Source organism: Spirillospora sp. CA-142024 (assembly GCF_050942325.1).
Classification (GTDB): Bacteria; Actinomycetota; Actinomycetes; order Streptosporangiales; family Streptosporangiaceae; genus Spirillospora.
The window spans coordinates 1,258,574-1,273,012 of record NZ_CP192077.1 but is presented as its reverse complement, the minus strand read 5'-3'; the positions used below and the strand labels follow the sequence as shown (position 1 = coordinate 1,273,012).

The following is a 14,439-nucleotide window of genomic DNA, read 5'->3' as shown; positions in this document are numbered from 1 at the left end:
TCAGCCCGTCAGTTCCAGTTCCAGCTGCTCCGCGATGGGTGCGGGGGGTGTGGGCGGGGGGACGGCCGGACGGCCGCGGCCCGGCCACCACCAGTTGGCGTGGCCCAGCAGGCTCATCAACGCCGGGACCAGGACGAGACGGACGATCGTGGCGTCCATCGCGACGGCGACGGCCAGCCCCAGGGCCATCATCTTGATCGTCGGGTCGGGCTGCGGGACGAAGCTGGCGAACACGAAGATCATGATGAGCGCGGCCGAGGTGATGAGGCGGGCGGTGGCGCCGATGCCGATCACGACGGACTCGTGCGGGTCGCCCGTCCGCTCGTACTCCTCCTTGATGCGCGACAGGAGGAAGACCTCGTAGTCCATGGACAGCCCGAATATCAGGGCGAACATAAACAGCGGGATGAACGACATGATGGGAATGGCCTGGTCGACGCCCAGCAGTTCGACGCCCCATCCCCATTGGAAGACGGCCGTCACGACGCCGAACGAGGCTCCGATCGACAGCAGGTTCATCAGGGCGGCCTTCAGCGGGACGATGACCGAGCGGAACGCGATGACGAGCAGCAGCAACGCGACGCCCACGACGGCGACGACGACGGCCTGCATCCGGTCGCCGACCGTTGTGGCGAGGTCGATGATCGCGGGGTTCTCGCCGCCGAGATAGATCCGCGAGCCCGGATGCGCGTCCCGTACGGCGCTGATTTCGACGTTCCGCAGCCGGTGCACGAGATCGGTGGTCGACTGGGCGTGCGGTGCGTCCCGGGGAATCACCTGGATTATCGCCGTCGTCCCGGTGACCACGGGCTCCCCCACGGACACGACGCCGGGGACCTCGGAGATCTTCAGTTGCAGTTCCTGGCCGATGAGGATCGCGCGCTTGTCGGGCTTCTTGCTCGTGTCCGGGGCTCCCTTGGGACGCTTGGGCCGCGCGGACGGGGATGGCTCCGCCCCCGCGGGCCCGGTGAGACCGGTCAGCCCCGCACGCCCGTCGACCGTGGGCACGACCCGCTTCGGTCTGACGCGCTTCTCCTCGCCCGGGACCTTCGCGACCACCACGAACGGGCTGTAATGCCCGGCCCCGAATTCCTGGGCGACGATGTCGTACGCCTGCCGCGCCTCCATTTTCGGGGACGACATGCTGTCCGCCATCACTCCGAACCGGAGGCTGAGCGTGGGAATGGAGAGCGCCAGCAGCACGAGTGTCGCGACGATCGCGTAAGGCCACGCGTGCCGGTCGACGTGCCGTCCCCAGGCCATCCACCGGCGGGAACTCCGATCGGGCCGGACGCGGGGCATCCGGTACCGGTCGATCCGGGGCCCGAGCGCTCCGAGAACGGCGGGCAGAAGGGTCAGCGCGGCGACGACCATGACGGCGACCGCGAGGGCGGCCGCCAGCCCGATCCGCCCGATGAAGGCGATCCCGGAAAGGAACAGGCCGCAGATCGCGAACACGACGGTGCCGCCGGCGAAGACGACCGCGTGGCCCGAATGCGCCATGGCGCGTCCGACCGCGGTCTCGACGTCGTCGCCGTCGGCGAGCTGCTGCCGGTAGCGGGTCACGATGAACAGGGCGTAGTCGATTCCGGCCCCGATTCCGAGCATCGCCGCGACCATCGGAGCGGTCGGCGCGAGCTGGAACAGCGACGCGGAGAAATGGATGAGCGAATAGGCGACGACCATTCCGCACAGCGACACCACGATAGGAATGCCCGCGGCGAGGAACGACCCGAACGCCAGCAGCAGGACGAGCAGCGCGAGCAGGATTCCGGCGCCCTCCTGCGGCCCGCCCTTCGGCTGGTTGAGGATCATCGCGACGATGCCGCCGAACCTCACCTCCAGCCCGGCCATCCGGGCGGGCTCGACGGCCCGGTTCAGCGCGTCGAGGTCGGCGTGGCCGACGTCGCTCATCGTCCCGGTGAAGTTGAGCCGGACGACGACGGCGTTGTCGTCCTTCAGCCCTCCCATCCCCTGGACGTAGGGGTTCTCGGCGAACGCGACCCGGTCGAGCTTCGTGATGTTCTCGATCGACCGGCCGATCGTGAGCGCGACCCGCCAGTCCGCGGGGCCGGCCTCGGGCGTCTCGTGGAACACGACGGTCGCGGTCGGCCCGGTCAGCGAGGGAAAGTCCTGGTGGAGGGTGTCGATGGCGCGCTGCGTCTCGGTGCCGGGCAGCGTGCTCTGCTGGACGAACATGCCCCCGTGCACGAGCCCGAGGACCCCGGCACCGAGCATCACCACGGCCCACAACTCGAAGACCGTGCGCCGCCGCCGCACGCAGAGCCGCCCTAGTGCGTCCAGGAATCGCGCCATCCTCGCAGAGAACACCCACTCCATGCAGTTTTGCAATAGATGCAACTTTGCAGTCATGGTAATGTCCGTCACATGGTGGACGACGCCGGCCGGCCGAGCCTGCGGGAGCGCAAGAAGCAGCGCACCCGGCAGGCCATCGCGACCGCCGCGCTGCGCCTGTTCGCCGAGCGCGGCTACGAGGAGACCACGATCGCCGACATCGCCGCCGCCGCCGACGTGTCGCCCCGCACGTACTTCAGCTACTTCCCGTCCAAAGAGGACGTGATCTTCGCGGAGATCGACGACCGTCTCGCCGAGGTCTCCGAACGGCTGCGCCGCACCCCGGGCGAATCGCCCATGGAGACGATCCGGCGCAGCATCGTCGACGTCCTGGAGGCGCTGGTCGCGGAGCACCGCGACTACGGGCCCGTCCAGGTCGCCCTCGTCCTGGAGCGCCCCGGGCTCCGCGCCCGCGCGCTCCAGCGCATGATGGACGCCCAGGAGGCGATCGAGGCGCTGCTCCGCGAACTGTGCCCCGGCATCTCGGAGATCGACGCGGTGGCCGCGTCCGGCATCGCGATCGGCGGCATGCAGGCGGTCGTCGCGCACTGCCGCCGCGAGGGCTACGACCCGGTGTCGATGCGCTCCGCCCTCGACCGCGCCGTCGACCTCGTCGAACACGGCCTCATCTCGGTGGACGCGCTCTCCCGCCCGTCCCCCTAGACCGTCGGGCACCGGGCCGGCGGAGGCGCCCGCCCCCCGGTGCCCGGCTCAGCCACCGGGCATGGTCAGTCGGTGATTTTGATGCGGAGGCGGCGGAAGCCGCGGCCCTTGTTCTCGACCTTGGCGACCGTGATGCGGCCGATCTGCTTCGTGGAGCCGACGTGGGTGCCGCCGTCGGCCTGCGTGTCGAGGCCGACGATGTCGACGATCCGGACGTCCTGCACTTCGGGCGGCACCAGGTTCGTCGCGGTCCGGATGATGTCGGGGATCTCGAACGCCTCGGCCCTCGGGAGGCTCCGGATGTCGATGCGCCGGTCGGCCTCGACCTCGGCGTTGCAGGCGTCCTCGACCGCCTGCTTGAACCCGGGCGGTACCTCGCGCAGGTCGAAGTCCATGCGGGCGGTCAGCGGCTCCATGTTCCCGCCGGTGACGAGGCAGCCGTAGTCGCGGAACACCACGCCGCACAGCAGGTGCAGGCCGGAGTGGGTGCGCATCAGCGCGGTGCGGCGCTCGTCCTCCACCGCGCCCTGCACGATGGTGCCGGCGGGCGGCAGCGGGTCGCCCTCCTCGGGGACGAGCACCAGGTCGTCGCCCTTGCGGACGCCCGCGATCCGCGTCTGGACGCCCTGCCAGAGCAGCACGCCGTGGTCCGGCGGCTGGCCGCCTCCGCCCGGGTAGAAGGCGGACCGGTCGAGGACGATCCCGTCCGGCGCCGCGTCGAGGACGACGGCCTCCCATTCCCGCAGTGCCTGGTCGTCCAGTTCCAGCCGTGTGGTGCGTCCGAGGGTCTCCGCGCTCATGACCTCACCGTAGGGGTCACCAGGGGCCGTAGGGGCCCGATCGGGAGCCGCCGCGGCCGCCCTTCTTCTTGTACGGGCCGACGGCCGGGCGGACGTCCGCCAGGTAGACGGCGGCGGCGATGAACGCGGCGACCGGGAGGATGCCGAGCAGGAGCGCGATGGGGCTGGCGCCGAGCGCCGCCGGCGCGACCGCGTACGCGGCGCCGACCACCGTCGCGACGATCAGGATGATCATCCAGAGCTTCTTGCTCTGCTTGCTCGCCGCGGAGAACGCGCCGACGGGCACGGTCAGCGAGTCGATCAGCGCCCACGCCTCCATCGCGAACGCGATGATCAGCAGCAGCCAGAAGAAGTAGTCCAGCACGTTGAAGCCCGACATCGGCGATCGCTCCTGCTCGTCTCGGACGGCGACTCCTCGTCGCGCACACGGGTCTCCTTACCCAACCCTATGCGCACCGTCTGGTAGGAATCCTTAACCCACCTGGAGGAAAAGACGAAGAGGCCCGGCCGGGTGTTCCCGGCCGAGCCCCGCCGTGAGACGCGCTCGGGCGCCGTTTACTTCTTCGTGGTGGACCGGGACTGCCCGGTGGCCTTGGCCTGCGTCGTCCTGCGCGGCTGCGCGGGACGGGTCTTCGGGGCCGGCCTGGCGTCGGCCTCGGTGATCTCGGCGACCTCGGCGGCCTCGCGGTGGACGACCTTCTTGCCGCGCTCGGCGAGCTCGTCGAGGAACTCGAACGCGCGGGTGCCGAAGTGCGTGGCGTACGCGACGGCCGCGCCCGGCAGGTCCTTGGCGTCGACGCGCTCCTGGTACCGGGAGACCTCGCCGCGGTAGCGGTCCACGGTCTCGCGGACCTGCTCGCGGTACTTGGCGGCGGTCTCGAGCACCTCGCCCTGGTACTTGGTCGCGGTCTCGCGGGCGCGGTACTGGTACTTGGTCACCTGCTCGGGGACCTCACGGATCTTCTCCACCGCAAAGTCGCCGGCGCCGGCCACGGCGTAGACGGCCTTGTTCTCTCGGAGGTTGCTGGCCAGCGTCATCCGACCTCTTCCCTTCCATTGCTCTCTGGTCCGGTCTGGTGCGATTCGGCGTGCACCGCGGCATCGGTGCCGAGGACGCCGGTGGCTTCGTTCTCCTTGAGGAACGACGTGTAGATGTCGAGCAGAACCTGCTTCTGCCGTTCCGTGAGGAGGAGGTCGGCCCGGACCGCGGCCTGGACGTCGGTGTCGGCCTCGCGGTCTTCGAGGAAGCCGGCCTGCACGTACAGCGCCTCGGCGGAGATCCGCAGACCCTTGGCGATCTGCTGCAGGATCTCGGCGCTCGGCTTGCGCAGGCCGCGTTCGATCTGGCTCAGGTACGGGTTGGATATCCCGGAGACGTCCGCGAGCTGCCGCAGCGAGATCTTCGCCCGCGTGCGCTGCTCCCGGATGTACTCCCCGATGGAGCCGACCTTCGAACTCGCCATGTCTCCACCCTGCGTCATCGTGCTTGCAATTGCAAGCAGTCTAGCTAGCACTTCGCGGTGAATCGCCTCACATGCCAGAAAGGCCGGCGCCGTCGGGGGACGACGGCGCCGGCGGCGGGCGGGTCACAGGTTCGGGGTGGCGTACGGGTCGTGCTCGGCGAGCAGCTTGTCGAGCCTGGCCTGGTCGACGCGGCTGCTGATGGCCTGGTTCTCCTGCCTGTCGCGGACGCACTTGGCCAGCGTGAACGTAGACGTGATCACGTACAGCAGGCCGAGCGCCAGGAAGGCCCTGACCCACGCGCTGACGGGCAGGTACACGACGCCGGCGGCGACGCCGACGCTGGACACGACGAACGAGATCGCGGCCTGGATGAAGAACGCGGTGGAGCCGGCAGGCGCCGGCGGAGGGGAGGTCGTCATGGCACGAGTCTGGGATCCCACGGCGTCGAGGTCATGAGTACCCGTGCTCAGACGCGCGTGGGTAAAAGACTCAACCCCAGACCGTCAGCTCACCTTGGCGGGCGAGACGATCCAGGTGTTGCAGACGGTGAGGTTCCTGCCGTTGAAGCCGGTGATCACCCAGCCCGCGTAGTGCCGGCCCGAGCCGTGGTCGCGCTTGTCCGGCGGCTGGTGCTCGTCGCCCCGCCCCCGCACGTCCGTGATCATGGCGACGTACTGCTCGCGCGTCATGGGGAGGGTGGTGCGTTCGGTGCCGAGGAACGCGCCGGCGAAGCACTGGGCCTGCAACTCGATGCGACGGCTCGCCTCGGTGCGGGTGGCGGTGTCGCCGGTCTCCATCTGGCGGTCCCCGTAGAGCAGGATCCCGGCCCGGTCCTGGACGTGGTGGCCGTACTCGTGCGCGATCACCCGGGCGTAGACGGCGTAGTGGGACAGCGGTTCCCCGCCGGACGTCTCCACGACGTTCTGGAGCCCCACATACATCGTGTTGTTCGCCGGGCAGTAGAACGCGGACGCGCCGGGAGCCGGATAGGTGCCGCAGGGGCTGTGCCCCGGTTCCAGCCAGAACACGCGGTTGGGCTTGTCGAACGGGATCCCGGCCTTGGCGAACTGCTTGGACCATGACGTGTCCAGGCAGTCGCTCAGCGTGTTCATGAAGGTGCGCATCGACTCGGCCGACGGCACGATGCGCGGCAGCCGGCAGCTCACCGGTGTCAGCGCGCCCGTCTTGTACAGCTTGCTGTTGGTCGCCTTCTCCCGCGGCGTCGTCGGACCACCGGACGAGATGGACGGCCCACCGCCGGTGGAGCCGCTCTGTCCCCCGCTGTACAGCGAGAGCCCGAGGATCGCCAGGACGACGACGGACGTGAGGCCGCCGAAGATGCCCGCGATCGTCCCGCCGGCGCTGCGGCGCGGCGGCGGGCGCATCGGGACGTACCGGTACTGCGGCTGCCCATAGGCAGGAGGCCCGTACCCCGGACGTCCGTACGGCGGCCCACCCTGGGGCGGTCCACCGTAGGGCGGCCGGCCGTACGGGGGTGCCGGAGGCCGCGGCGGAGGTGGCGGCGGGGGGTAATGACCTGCCATAGCGCAGAATCATCGCACGCGTTCCCGATACCATTTGCGGCCATGTCTGCTATTGCGGCGGTGCTGCGGTCGCGCCCGGTGGTCCTGATGCTCTCGGCGGCGCTGGCCATACCCGCGCTGACCTGCACTTCCGCGGCGGCGGACGAGCGGTTCGCCGCGGCGGAGCGGGTGCTGAAGGACGACGTCGTCCTCACCGCGGGCCAGGGCGGGACGATCAAGGTGAAGGAGACGATCGTCTACCGGTTCGCCGGGCACGACGGCTTCCAGCGGACGTTCCCGACCCGGACGCACGAGAGCCTCACCGAGGACCGCGTCTACCGGCTGGAGAACCTGCGCGCGAGCAGCCCGGACGGCGGGCCGGCGAAGGTCGCCTCCTCCAGCGCGGGCACGAACACGACGGTCAGGGTGTCGGGCGGCAAGAAGCTGACCGGCGACCACACCGTCGTGCTGGAGTACGACCTGCGCGGCGCGATCACGCGGATGGGCGCGGCGGAGGAACTGCGCTGGCCGGTGATCGGCGGCTGGAAGGTGCCGCTGGACGAGGCGAAGGCGACCGTCGACGCCGGCACGATGATCCGCAGCGTCAACTGCTTCACCGGGCCGATCGGCAGCACGATCGGCTGCACGCAGTACTACACGAACCACACGCACACGCAGGGCATATACGCGCAGCAGGGGATGCTGCCGGGCGAGTACCTGACCGTCGTCGCGGGGCTGCCCGCCGGCACGACGGGCGGCCGCGCCATCTACGAGCGCCGCCACACGCTCGCGACCGCGTTCTCCGTCAACGCCGTGACGGGCGGCGCGCTCGGCGGCCTGCTGGTTCTGCTGGTGGGCGGCGTCGTCGCCCTCTACCTGCTGCGCGGACGGGACGCCCGGGTCGTCGGCAGGAAGGCCGCCGAGGGCGACCAGCCGCCGGTCGCCGGGACGGAGTTCGAGCCGCCGAACGGGGTGCGTCCCGGCCAGATCGGCACGCTGATCGACGAGCAGGCCGACGTGATCGACGTGACCGCGACGATCGTCGATCTCGCCGTCCGCGGCTACCTGCTGATCGAGGAGGAGGACCGGGCCCGGACGGGCCGCCTCGACTGGACGCTGCGCCGGCTGAACCGGCCGCAGGCCGACCTGCTCCCCTACGAGCGGATCCTGCTGGACGCGCTGCTGACGGCGCCCGACGGGTCCGGTCGCGAGGCCGTCAAGCTGTCAGAGCTCGGCGGGACGTTCTCGACGAAGCTGGCGCAGGTCAGGTCGGCCATGTACGACGACGTGGTGAAGCAGGGCTGGTTCGCGCGGCGTCCCGACACCGTGCGGTCCCGCTGGACGATCGCGGGCATCCTCGTCACCCTGCTCGGCATCGCCGGGACGGTCGCGCTGGCGCTCACCACCGAGTGGGCGCTGGCCGGGCTCGCACTGATCATCGCGGGCGCGGCGCTGGCCTACGGCGGCCAGTACATGCCGGCGAAGACCGCGCGCGGCGCCACCGTGCTCGCGCACACGATCGGGTTCCGCGCGTTCCTGGAGCGCGGCGTCATCCCGGACGGCGACGAGACGGCCGCTCGCCAGCGGATCGCGCTGTTCTCGCGTTTCCTGCCGTACGCGGTCGTCTTCGACGCCGTCCCGAAGTGGGCGGAGACGGTGAAGGACGCGGGCGAGCGCGCCGAGGGCGCCGACAACCTCTACTGGTACGAGGGCCCGGCCGAGTGGGACCTGTCGAAGTTCGCCGAGTCGATGCGCACGTTCACGCTGGCCACCTCGGGTTCGATCTCCCAGTCGCGCGGTCTGTGAGCGCCGCGGGCGGTTAACCGCCTGACGCGGGGTAAAGGCAGGGGGCGAGGAGGTGTCGCCCCATGCTCGCCGACCTGGCGCTCGCCGGCTCCGTCCGGCTCGGGGACGCCTATTTCATGGCCATCGGCCCGGCCGTCATCTTCCTGGCGCTCATTGCCTGGATCGTCCTGACGCTCACGGCGTCGCGCAAGCAGCACCGCTACCACGGCGGTGACGACGGCCTGTCGCATCGCGGTCCCGTGATGGGCGGTGTCATCGAGGGCAGCCCCTCTCAGCGGACGCGCCGCGACCCGGCCCCCTCGGTGACGCACCGGGAGGCGACGGCCCACGTCGAGGCCGCGCGGGCCGCCGAGGAGGCCGCCCGCGAGAAGGAGCGTGAAGAGGCCGCAAGGAGCGAGGCCGGACGGCGGGCCAAGCCGCGCCGCCGGTTCGGCCTGCCCAGGATCCACTGACGCGACGCCCGCCGGATCTCTTCCCCACACCCTTGTCCGGCGGGCGTTGTAGAAGCCCGTGGTGATCGCCGAGCCCCTCCCGGTGGTCACCACAGGTCGGGCCCTTCGTAAGATGTCTGACATCTTACTTTGGGAGGATTTGTGGGCTTGAGTCCGGTACCGGGCCGATCGACGGTGGACGCCGTGCTCGACCAGCTCCAGGCGCAGGTCAGCGACGGTTCCTGGGCGGTCGGCGAGCGGATCCCGGCGGAGCTGGACCTGGCCTCGCAGCTGGGCGTGAGCCGCCCGGCGGTCCGGGAGGCGATCCGGGCGCTGTCGCACGTCGGGGTGCTGGAGGTGCGGCGCGGCGACGGGACGTACGTGCGCAGCAGCGCCGACCCGCGTCCGCTGCTGCGCCGGGTGTCCCGCGCGTCCGCCCGGGACGTCTTCGAGGTGCAGCTCGCCTACGACGTCCAGGCCGCCCGGCTCGCGGCGCGCCGCCGCACCGACGCCGACCTGGCGCGGCTGGAGGAGCTGCTCCGCGCCCGCGACGAGGCCACCGGGCCGGACGCGTTCGGCGCCGCCGACGCGCGGTTCCACCTGGGCGTCGCGGAGGCGTCCGGGAACCCGGTGCTGATCGAGGCGATGCGGTACTTCATCGACCGGGTGCACGAGTCGCTGCGCGCGATCAGGCTGGACCGCGAGGTTCCGGAGGCGGGCCCGGCCCGGCACCGCGCCGTGCTGGACGCGATCGCGGCGGGCGACCCGGAGGCCGCCGCGGCGGCCGCGGCCGCCGTCGTCGAGCCGATCCTCGCCGTCCTGGAGGGCCTGCTCGGCCGCGAGGAGACGCGGTGACGGGGCGGCGCGCCGGCCTCGCCGGCTCCCTGCTGATGATCGTCATCGTGGCGGTCAACCTGCGTCCGGCGCTCGCGGCGGTCGGACCGCTGCTGACCGAGATCAGTGACGCGTTCCACCTGTCCGGGACGGCGGCGGGCGCGCTGACCACTCTGCCGCTGGTGTTCTTCGGCTCCTACGGACTCGTCGCGCCGTTCCTGCGGCGCACCCCGAACGGCGAGACGCTGCTGGTCAGCGCCATGGCGCTGCTCGTGGCGGGATTGCTGCTGCGGCTGCTGGACGCCCCGTTCCCGCTGTTCGCCGGATCGCTGGTCGCCGGGATCGCGATCAGCATCGGCAACATCGCGATGCCCACGATCATCAAGCGGGACCACCCGTCCCGGATCACGACGGTGACGGCGATCTACACCGTCGCCGTGACGGTGGGCGCGTCCCTGTCGTCCGGGCTCGCCGTGCCCGTGGAGCACCTCTTCGACGCCACGTGGCGGCTGCCGGTCGGCCTGCTGGCCGTCCCGGCGGCGCTCGCCGGGCTGCTCTGGGTGCCGAGGGCGCGGCGGGCCGCGCACGCGGCACGGTCGGCGCCGGCTCCGACGGCCCCGCGCGGCGTCGCCGCGCTGGTGTGGCGGTCCGGTCTGGCCTGGCACGTCACCGTGTTCATGGGCCTGCAGTCATTGCTGGCGTACGTCTCGCTCGGCTGGCTGCCGACGATCTGCCAGAGCCGCGGGATGGACGCGGCGCCGGCCGGCTACGTCCTGGCCCTGTCGGCGGCGCTCCAGGCGGTCGGGGCGCTGGCCGTCCCGGTGCTCGCCCGGCGGACCCGCGACCAGCGCCCGCTGGTGGTCGCCACGGCGGCGCTGACCGCGATCGGGTTCGCCGGGGTGACCTGGGCGCCGATCGGCTCGGTCTGGGGCTGGACCGTGATCCTCGGTTTCGGCCAGGGCCTCGGGTTCGCGACCGCGCTGTCGTTCATCGGGCTGCGCGCCCATGACGCCGACGTCGCGGCGCAGCTGTCCGGGATGGCGCAGGGCATCGGGTACGTCATCGCGGCGCTCGGCCCGCTCGCCATCGGCGCGCTGCACGACGCCACCGGCGGATGGACCGTTCCGATGATCGGCGTCCTGGCCATCTGCGCCGCCCTGAACGTGCCCGGACTGTCGGCGGGACGGCTCCGCTTCGTCGGAGCGCCCGCCGAACCGGCCGCCCAGGGGGTTAATTCGGGAATTAGCGGACACATCCCTAACTGACCCCCACGCGGGGCCGATTACCGCCATCGGGAGGTGGTCCGTCATGCTCTCCACGATCGTCGCCGACCCGGCCCTGGCGAACACGGCTCCGACCGGCGCGCTGGCCTTCGCCTGGATCATCCCTGCCCTCGCCACCGTCGGGCTGCTCGCCTGGCTGTACCTGACCATCGCGGCCTCGTCCAGGAAGGTGCACCCGGAGCGCCGGAACGACCAGGACAACCACCGCGGCATGGAACAGGGCGGCCTGTACACCTACGCGCCCGGCATGTTCTCGCACAGCTACCCGCCCTCCCGGGACGGCCAGCCGGTGGAGTTCCGGCGCGACAATCCCCAACCGGGACGGGAGCCGAGGAAGGCCTGGCCCGACGGCATCATGTACGAGCAGACGGTCTTCAAGGAGGAGTTCGAAGAACTCAAGCGCTCCAAGGAGACCGAGACCCGGTAGCCCCCCATCCGGTCGGTCAGCGCTAGACCGCCTGGTCGAAAGCCTCCGGAGCCGGGCGGATCGCGCCGACAACACCGTTCCCACCGCGCACTTCGACGATCGACATCTCGTCCAGGACGGCCTCGTCGGCGCCGTCGTCCACGCCGAGGGTCCGCAGCATCGCGACGGTGACGGGCGTCCGGGCCCGCATCGCGCCGTCGTCGATCTTGACGGCGCCGGCGCGCCCGTCGGCGAACGCGAACGCGTCCACGCCCTCGGCACCGCACTTGACGACCAGGCCGGGGACGGCGTCCATCAGCTGCCGCTCCTCGCGCCGCGTCCCGGACGTCCACTGCGGGTGCGTCCGCATGGCCTCCGCGACGCGCCGCTCGGGCGTGCCCGGCCCGGCGAGGACGAGCGCCCGGAACGCCCGCGCGACCCCGGTGATCGACACGGCGAACAGCGGTGCCCCGCAGCCGTCGACGCCGGCCGCCGCGACCGGCTCGCCGGCCAGCTCCTCCACGGTCTCCCGGACGGCGAGCTGCAGCGGGTGATCGGCTTCCAGGTAGGACGCCGTGGGCCAGCCGGCCGTGACGCAGGTGGCCAGCATCGCGGCGTGCTTGCCGGAGCAGTTCATCCGCAGCCGGGACGGCCCGCCGCTCGTCCGCGCGACCTCCTGCTGGGTCTCGGGGTCGAGCGGCCAGGCCTCCGGGCAGCGCAGGTCGCCGGCGACCAGCCCGGCGGAGGCGAGGATCTTCTCCACCCCCTCGACGTGGAAGTCCTCGCCGGAGTGGCTGCCGGCGGCGAGCGCGAGCAGCTCACCGTCCAGGTCCAGGCCGCACCGCAGCATCGCGACCGCCTGCATCGGCTTGTTCGCCGACCGGGGGAAGATCGGCACCTCGGGATCCCCGGCCCGCACCGCGACCGCCCCGTCGGCGGCGAACCCGACCGCGGCCCCCCGATGCCGCGACTCCACGAACCCGGACCGCTCGACCTCGACCAGCACAGGATTGATCATGCGCGCATCCTGCCCGGTCAGCGGCGCTTGATGCCGAACAGCGCCCGGGCGTCCGCGGACGGCATGGGGGGACGCTGGGCCAGCTGGGCTGCCTGGGCGGCGCGCTCGACCAGCTGGACGTTCGCCGTCACCGGGCGTCCCTTGGCGAAGGTGACCGTGTCCTCCATGCCGACGCGCAGGTGCCCGCCCGCCGACAGGGCGGCGAACAGGACCGGGAGGGACGTCCGGCCGATGCCGGTGGCCGACCACGTGGCGCCGTCCGGCAGCGCCTCGACGGCGGCCACCAGGGTCCGCGCATCGCCCGGCATGCCGCCCGGAACGCCCATCACCAGGTCGCAGTGGACATGGCCGCCATACGGGAGCCCGTGCTTGTCCAGGAGCCGGTGCAGCGCCGCCACATGACCCAGGTCGAACAGCTCGAACTCGGGGACGACCTCAAGTTCCTGGGTGCGCTTGTAGAGCTCCACCATGAACGACCACGGGTTCATGAACACGTCGTCGCCGAAGTTGACCGTCCCGCAGGTGAGCGAGCACATGTCGGGCTCGGCGTCCAGGACGCGCAGCCGGTCCTCGTACGGGTCCGTGACCGCGCCGCCCGTGGACAACTGGACGATCAGCCCCGTGCTCTCCCGCAGCGCCGTCACCGTGTCCCGCAGCAGGAACGAGTCGAGCGTGGGCCGAGCGTCGTCGTCGCGGATGTGCACGTGGATCACGGCCGCGCCGGCCGCCTCGCACTCCTTGGCCGTCTGGACCAGTTCATCCAGGGTGACGGGAAGGGCCGGGACGTCCGACTTCGCGGACTCCGCGCCAGTGGGCGCCACAGTGATGAGCGTCGTTGCTGCCATAAGCGGCAGAATGCATGGTCATGCGTGCGGTAGTCCAGAGGGTGAGCCAGGCCAGCGTGTCCGTGGACGGGCGCGTCGTCGGCGCGATCGAGGGGCCGGGGCTGCTCGTCCTGGTCGGCGTGACGCACGACGACGACGCGGAGAAGGCCCGCAGGCTGGCCTCGAAGCTCTGGGGGCTCCGCATCCTGCAGGACGAGAGGTCGTGTTCGGACGTGAACGCGCCGCTGCTGGTAGTGAGCCAATTCACCCTCTACGGCGACGCGCGGAAGGGGCGCCGCCCCTCCTGGACGGCCGCCGCCCCGGGTCCGGCCGCCGAGCCCCTGGTGGACGCGGTCGTCCGCGAACTACGCGCGCTGGGCGCGAAGGTCGAGACAGGCGAGTTCGGCGCCGACATGAAGGTCGCCCTCACCAACGACGGTCCGATCACCCTGATCCTGGAGATCTGATCGCCCCTGATCATCACGGGCGGCAGGGTGCCGGGCGGTTCGGCGGCTAGCGGAAGCCGTAGATCATGCCCACCAGGGCGATGACGGTCCCGGCGGTGGCGAGGAGGATGAGGGCGCGGTCCTGCGGTGTGAGGCGTCCGCGGACGTCCGAGGAGACGACCACGACCTTCCTGTCGCTCTCCTCCCGCGGGACGTCCCGCTGGAACGGGTTGCGGAGGCCGGCGAGGCGCCACAGCGCGTCGGTCCTGAGCCGCTGGTGGTCGTGCCCGCAGGCGAAGAGGCGTCCCCTGGTGCGTTCCGTGCAGGCGGCGCCCTGCTGCGACAGCACCCGGCACATCGTCGGGACGAGCATGAACTGGTACAGGCACCACGCCAGCAGGCCGAGCAGCGCGACACGCCACGAATGCAGCCACCACGCCGCCCCCGCGACGGCCGCGAACAGGGCCCACCACACCAGCGCGGACTCCCGGGCGGGACGGCGCCGGGTCCCCCGCCTGGCCGCCGGCGGCCCCTCTTTCCCCAGGTTCGCGACCATCGGCAGGAATCCACCTTCCCCGGGCGGCGG

The 14,439-nt window shown here is 71.5% G+C and carries 17 protein-coding genes; 7 read left to right on the top strand and 10 right to left on the bottom strand.

Annotated elements, in window-relative coordinates; genetic code table 11:
* Positions 1–2,331 carry an MMPL family transporter gene (locus tag ACQPZP_RS06280; protein WP_433476682.1) on the bottom strand — a complete coding sequence of 777 codons (2,331 nt, stop codon included), beginning with the start codon at positions 2,329–2,331 and terminating at the stop codon, positions 1–3.
* Positions 2,332–2,388: 57 nt separating this feature from the next.
* Between ACQPZP_RS06280 and ACQPZP_RS06275 the strand changes: the two genes are divergently transcribed.
* Positions 2,389–3,018: a TetR/AcrR family transcriptional regulator gene (locus ACQPZP_RS06275; protein ID WP_433476681.1), complete on the top strand. Its 630-nt coding sequence runs from the start codon at positions 2,389–2,391 to the stop codon at positions 3,016–3,018.
* A gap of 65 nt (positions 3,019–3,083) precedes the next feature.
* Here ACQPZP_RS06275 and ACQPZP_RS06270 read toward each other — a convergent pair whose 3' ends face one another.
* The 6 genes from ACQPZP_RS06270 to ACQPZP_RS06245 form a co-directional block, all read right to left on the bottom strand.
* Positions 3,084–3,818, bottom strand: a complete 735-nt coding sequence (locus tag ACQPZP_RS06270; RefSeq protein ID WP_433476680.1) for an alanyl-tRNA editing protein — start codon at positions 3,816–3,818, stop codon at positions 3,084–3,086.
* A 16-nt stretch (positions 3,819–3,834) separates the two neighbouring features.
* Complete coding sequence (locus ACQPZP_RS06265; RefSeq protein WP_433466638.1) at positions 3,835–4,197, bottom strand: DUF2516 family protein; 363 nt, start codon at positions 4,195–4,197, stop codon at positions 3,835–3,837.
* A 176-nt stretch (positions 4,198–4,373) separates the two neighbouring features.
* The gene (locus tag ACQPZP_RS06260; RefSeq protein WP_433476679.1) at positions 4,374–4,856 is read right to left on the bottom strand and encodes a hypothetical protein; all 483 of its coding nucleotides are present in this window, start codon (positions 4,854–4,856) and stop codon (positions 4,374–4,376) included.
* Positions 4,853–5,281 (bottom strand): helix-turn-helix domain-containing protein, encoded by a 429-nt coding sequence (locus tag ACQPZP_RS06255; protein ID WP_433476678.1) that lies wholly within the window; start codon positions 5,279–5,281, stop codon positions 4,853–4,855. Before ACQPZP_RS06255 ends, ACQPZP_RS06260 begins: the two co-directional genes overlap by 4 nt.
* Positions 5,282–5,404: 123 nt before the next feature.
* Positions 5,405–5,701 carry a YiaA/YiaB family inner membrane protein gene (locus ACQPZP_RS06250; protein WP_433466635.1) on the bottom strand — a complete coding sequence of 99 codons (297 nt, stop codon included), beginning with the start codon at positions 5,699–5,701 and terminating at the stop codon, positions 5,405–5,407.
* A gap of 84 nt (positions 5,702–5,785) precedes the next feature.
* Positions 5,786–6,667, bottom strand: coding sequence for a neutral zinc metallopeptidase (locus tag ACQPZP_RS06245; RefSeq protein ID WP_433476677.1), 882 nt, complete (start codon positions 6,665–6,667; stop codon positions 5,786–5,788).
* Positions 6,668–6,868: 201 nt separating this feature from the next.
* Between ACQPZP_RS06245 and ACQPZP_RS06240 the strand changes: the two genes are divergently transcribed.
* The 5 genes from ACQPZP_RS06240 (at position 6,869) to ACQPZP_RS06220 (ending at position 11,586) form a co-directional block, all read left to right on the top strand.
* The gene (locus tag ACQPZP_RS06240) at positions 6,869–8,611 is read left to right on the top strand and encodes a DUF2207 domain-containing protein (RefSeq protein WP_433476676.1); all 1,743 of its coding nucleotides are present in this window, start codon (positions 6,869–6,871) and stop codon (positions 8,609–8,611) included.
* 62 nt (positions 8,612–8,673) lie between these two features.
* Positions 8,674–9,063, top strand: coding sequence for a hypothetical protein (locus tag ACQPZP_RS06235; RefSeq protein ID WP_433476675.1), 390 nt, complete (start codon positions 8,674–8,676; stop codon positions 9,061–9,063).
* 147 nt (positions 9,064–9,210) lie between these two features.
* The gene (locus ACQPZP_RS06230) at positions 9,211–9,897 is read left to right on the top strand and encodes a FadR/GntR family transcriptional regulator (RefSeq protein ID WP_433476674.1); all 687 of its coding nucleotides are present in this window, start codon (positions 9,211–9,213) and stop codon (positions 9,895–9,897) included.
* Entirely contained in the window at positions 9,894–11,141 is a 1,248-nt protein-coding gene (locus tag ACQPZP_RS06225; RefSeq protein WP_433476673.1) for a CynX/NimT family MFS transporter, read from the top strand. Before ACQPZP_RS06230 ends, ACQPZP_RS06225 begins: the two co-directional genes overlap by 4 nt.
* 43 nt (positions 11,142–11,184) lie before the next feature.
* A complete protein-coding gene (locus ACQPZP_RS06220; protein ID WP_433476672.1) occupies positions 11,185–11,586 on the top strand; it encodes a hypothetical protein in 402 nt (133 codons plus the stop codon).
* A gap of 22 nt (positions 11,587–11,608) precedes the next feature.
* On the opposite strand, the gene ACQPZP_RS06215 is transcribed toward ACQPZP_RS06220, so the two are convergent.
* Complete coding sequence (locus ACQPZP_RS06215; protein WP_433476671.1) at positions 11,609–12,583, bottom strand: asparaginase; 975 nt, start codon at positions 12,581–12,583, stop codon at positions 11,609–11,611.
* A 17-nt stretch (positions 12,584–12,600) separates the two neighbouring features.
* Positions 12,601–13,428, bottom strand: coding sequence for a 3-keto-5-aminohexanoate cleavage protein (locus tag ACQPZP_RS06210; RefSeq protein WP_433476670.1), 828 nt, complete (start codon positions 13,426–13,428; stop codon positions 12,601–12,603).
* 20 nt (positions 13,429–13,448) lie between these two features.
* Between ACQPZP_RS06210 and dtd the strand changes: the two genes are divergently transcribed.
* Positions 13,449–13,874 carry a D-aminoacyl-tRNA deacylase gene (gene dtd / locus ACQPZP_RS06205; protein ID WP_433476669.1) on the top strand — a complete coding sequence of 142 codons (426 nt, stop codon included), beginning with the start codon at positions 13,449–13,451 and terminating at the stop codon, positions 13,872–13,874.
* A gap of 46 nt (positions 13,875–13,920) precedes the next feature.
* On the opposite strand, the gene ACQPZP_RS06200 is transcribed toward dtd, so the two are convergent.
* Positions 13,921–14,409 carry a hypothetical protein gene (locus ACQPZP_RS06200; protein ID WP_433476668.1) on the bottom strand — a complete coding sequence of 163 codons (489 nt, stop codon included), beginning with the start codon at positions 14,407–14,409 and terminating at the stop codon, positions 13,921–13,923.
* Positions 14,410–14,439: the final 30 nt, after the last annotated feature.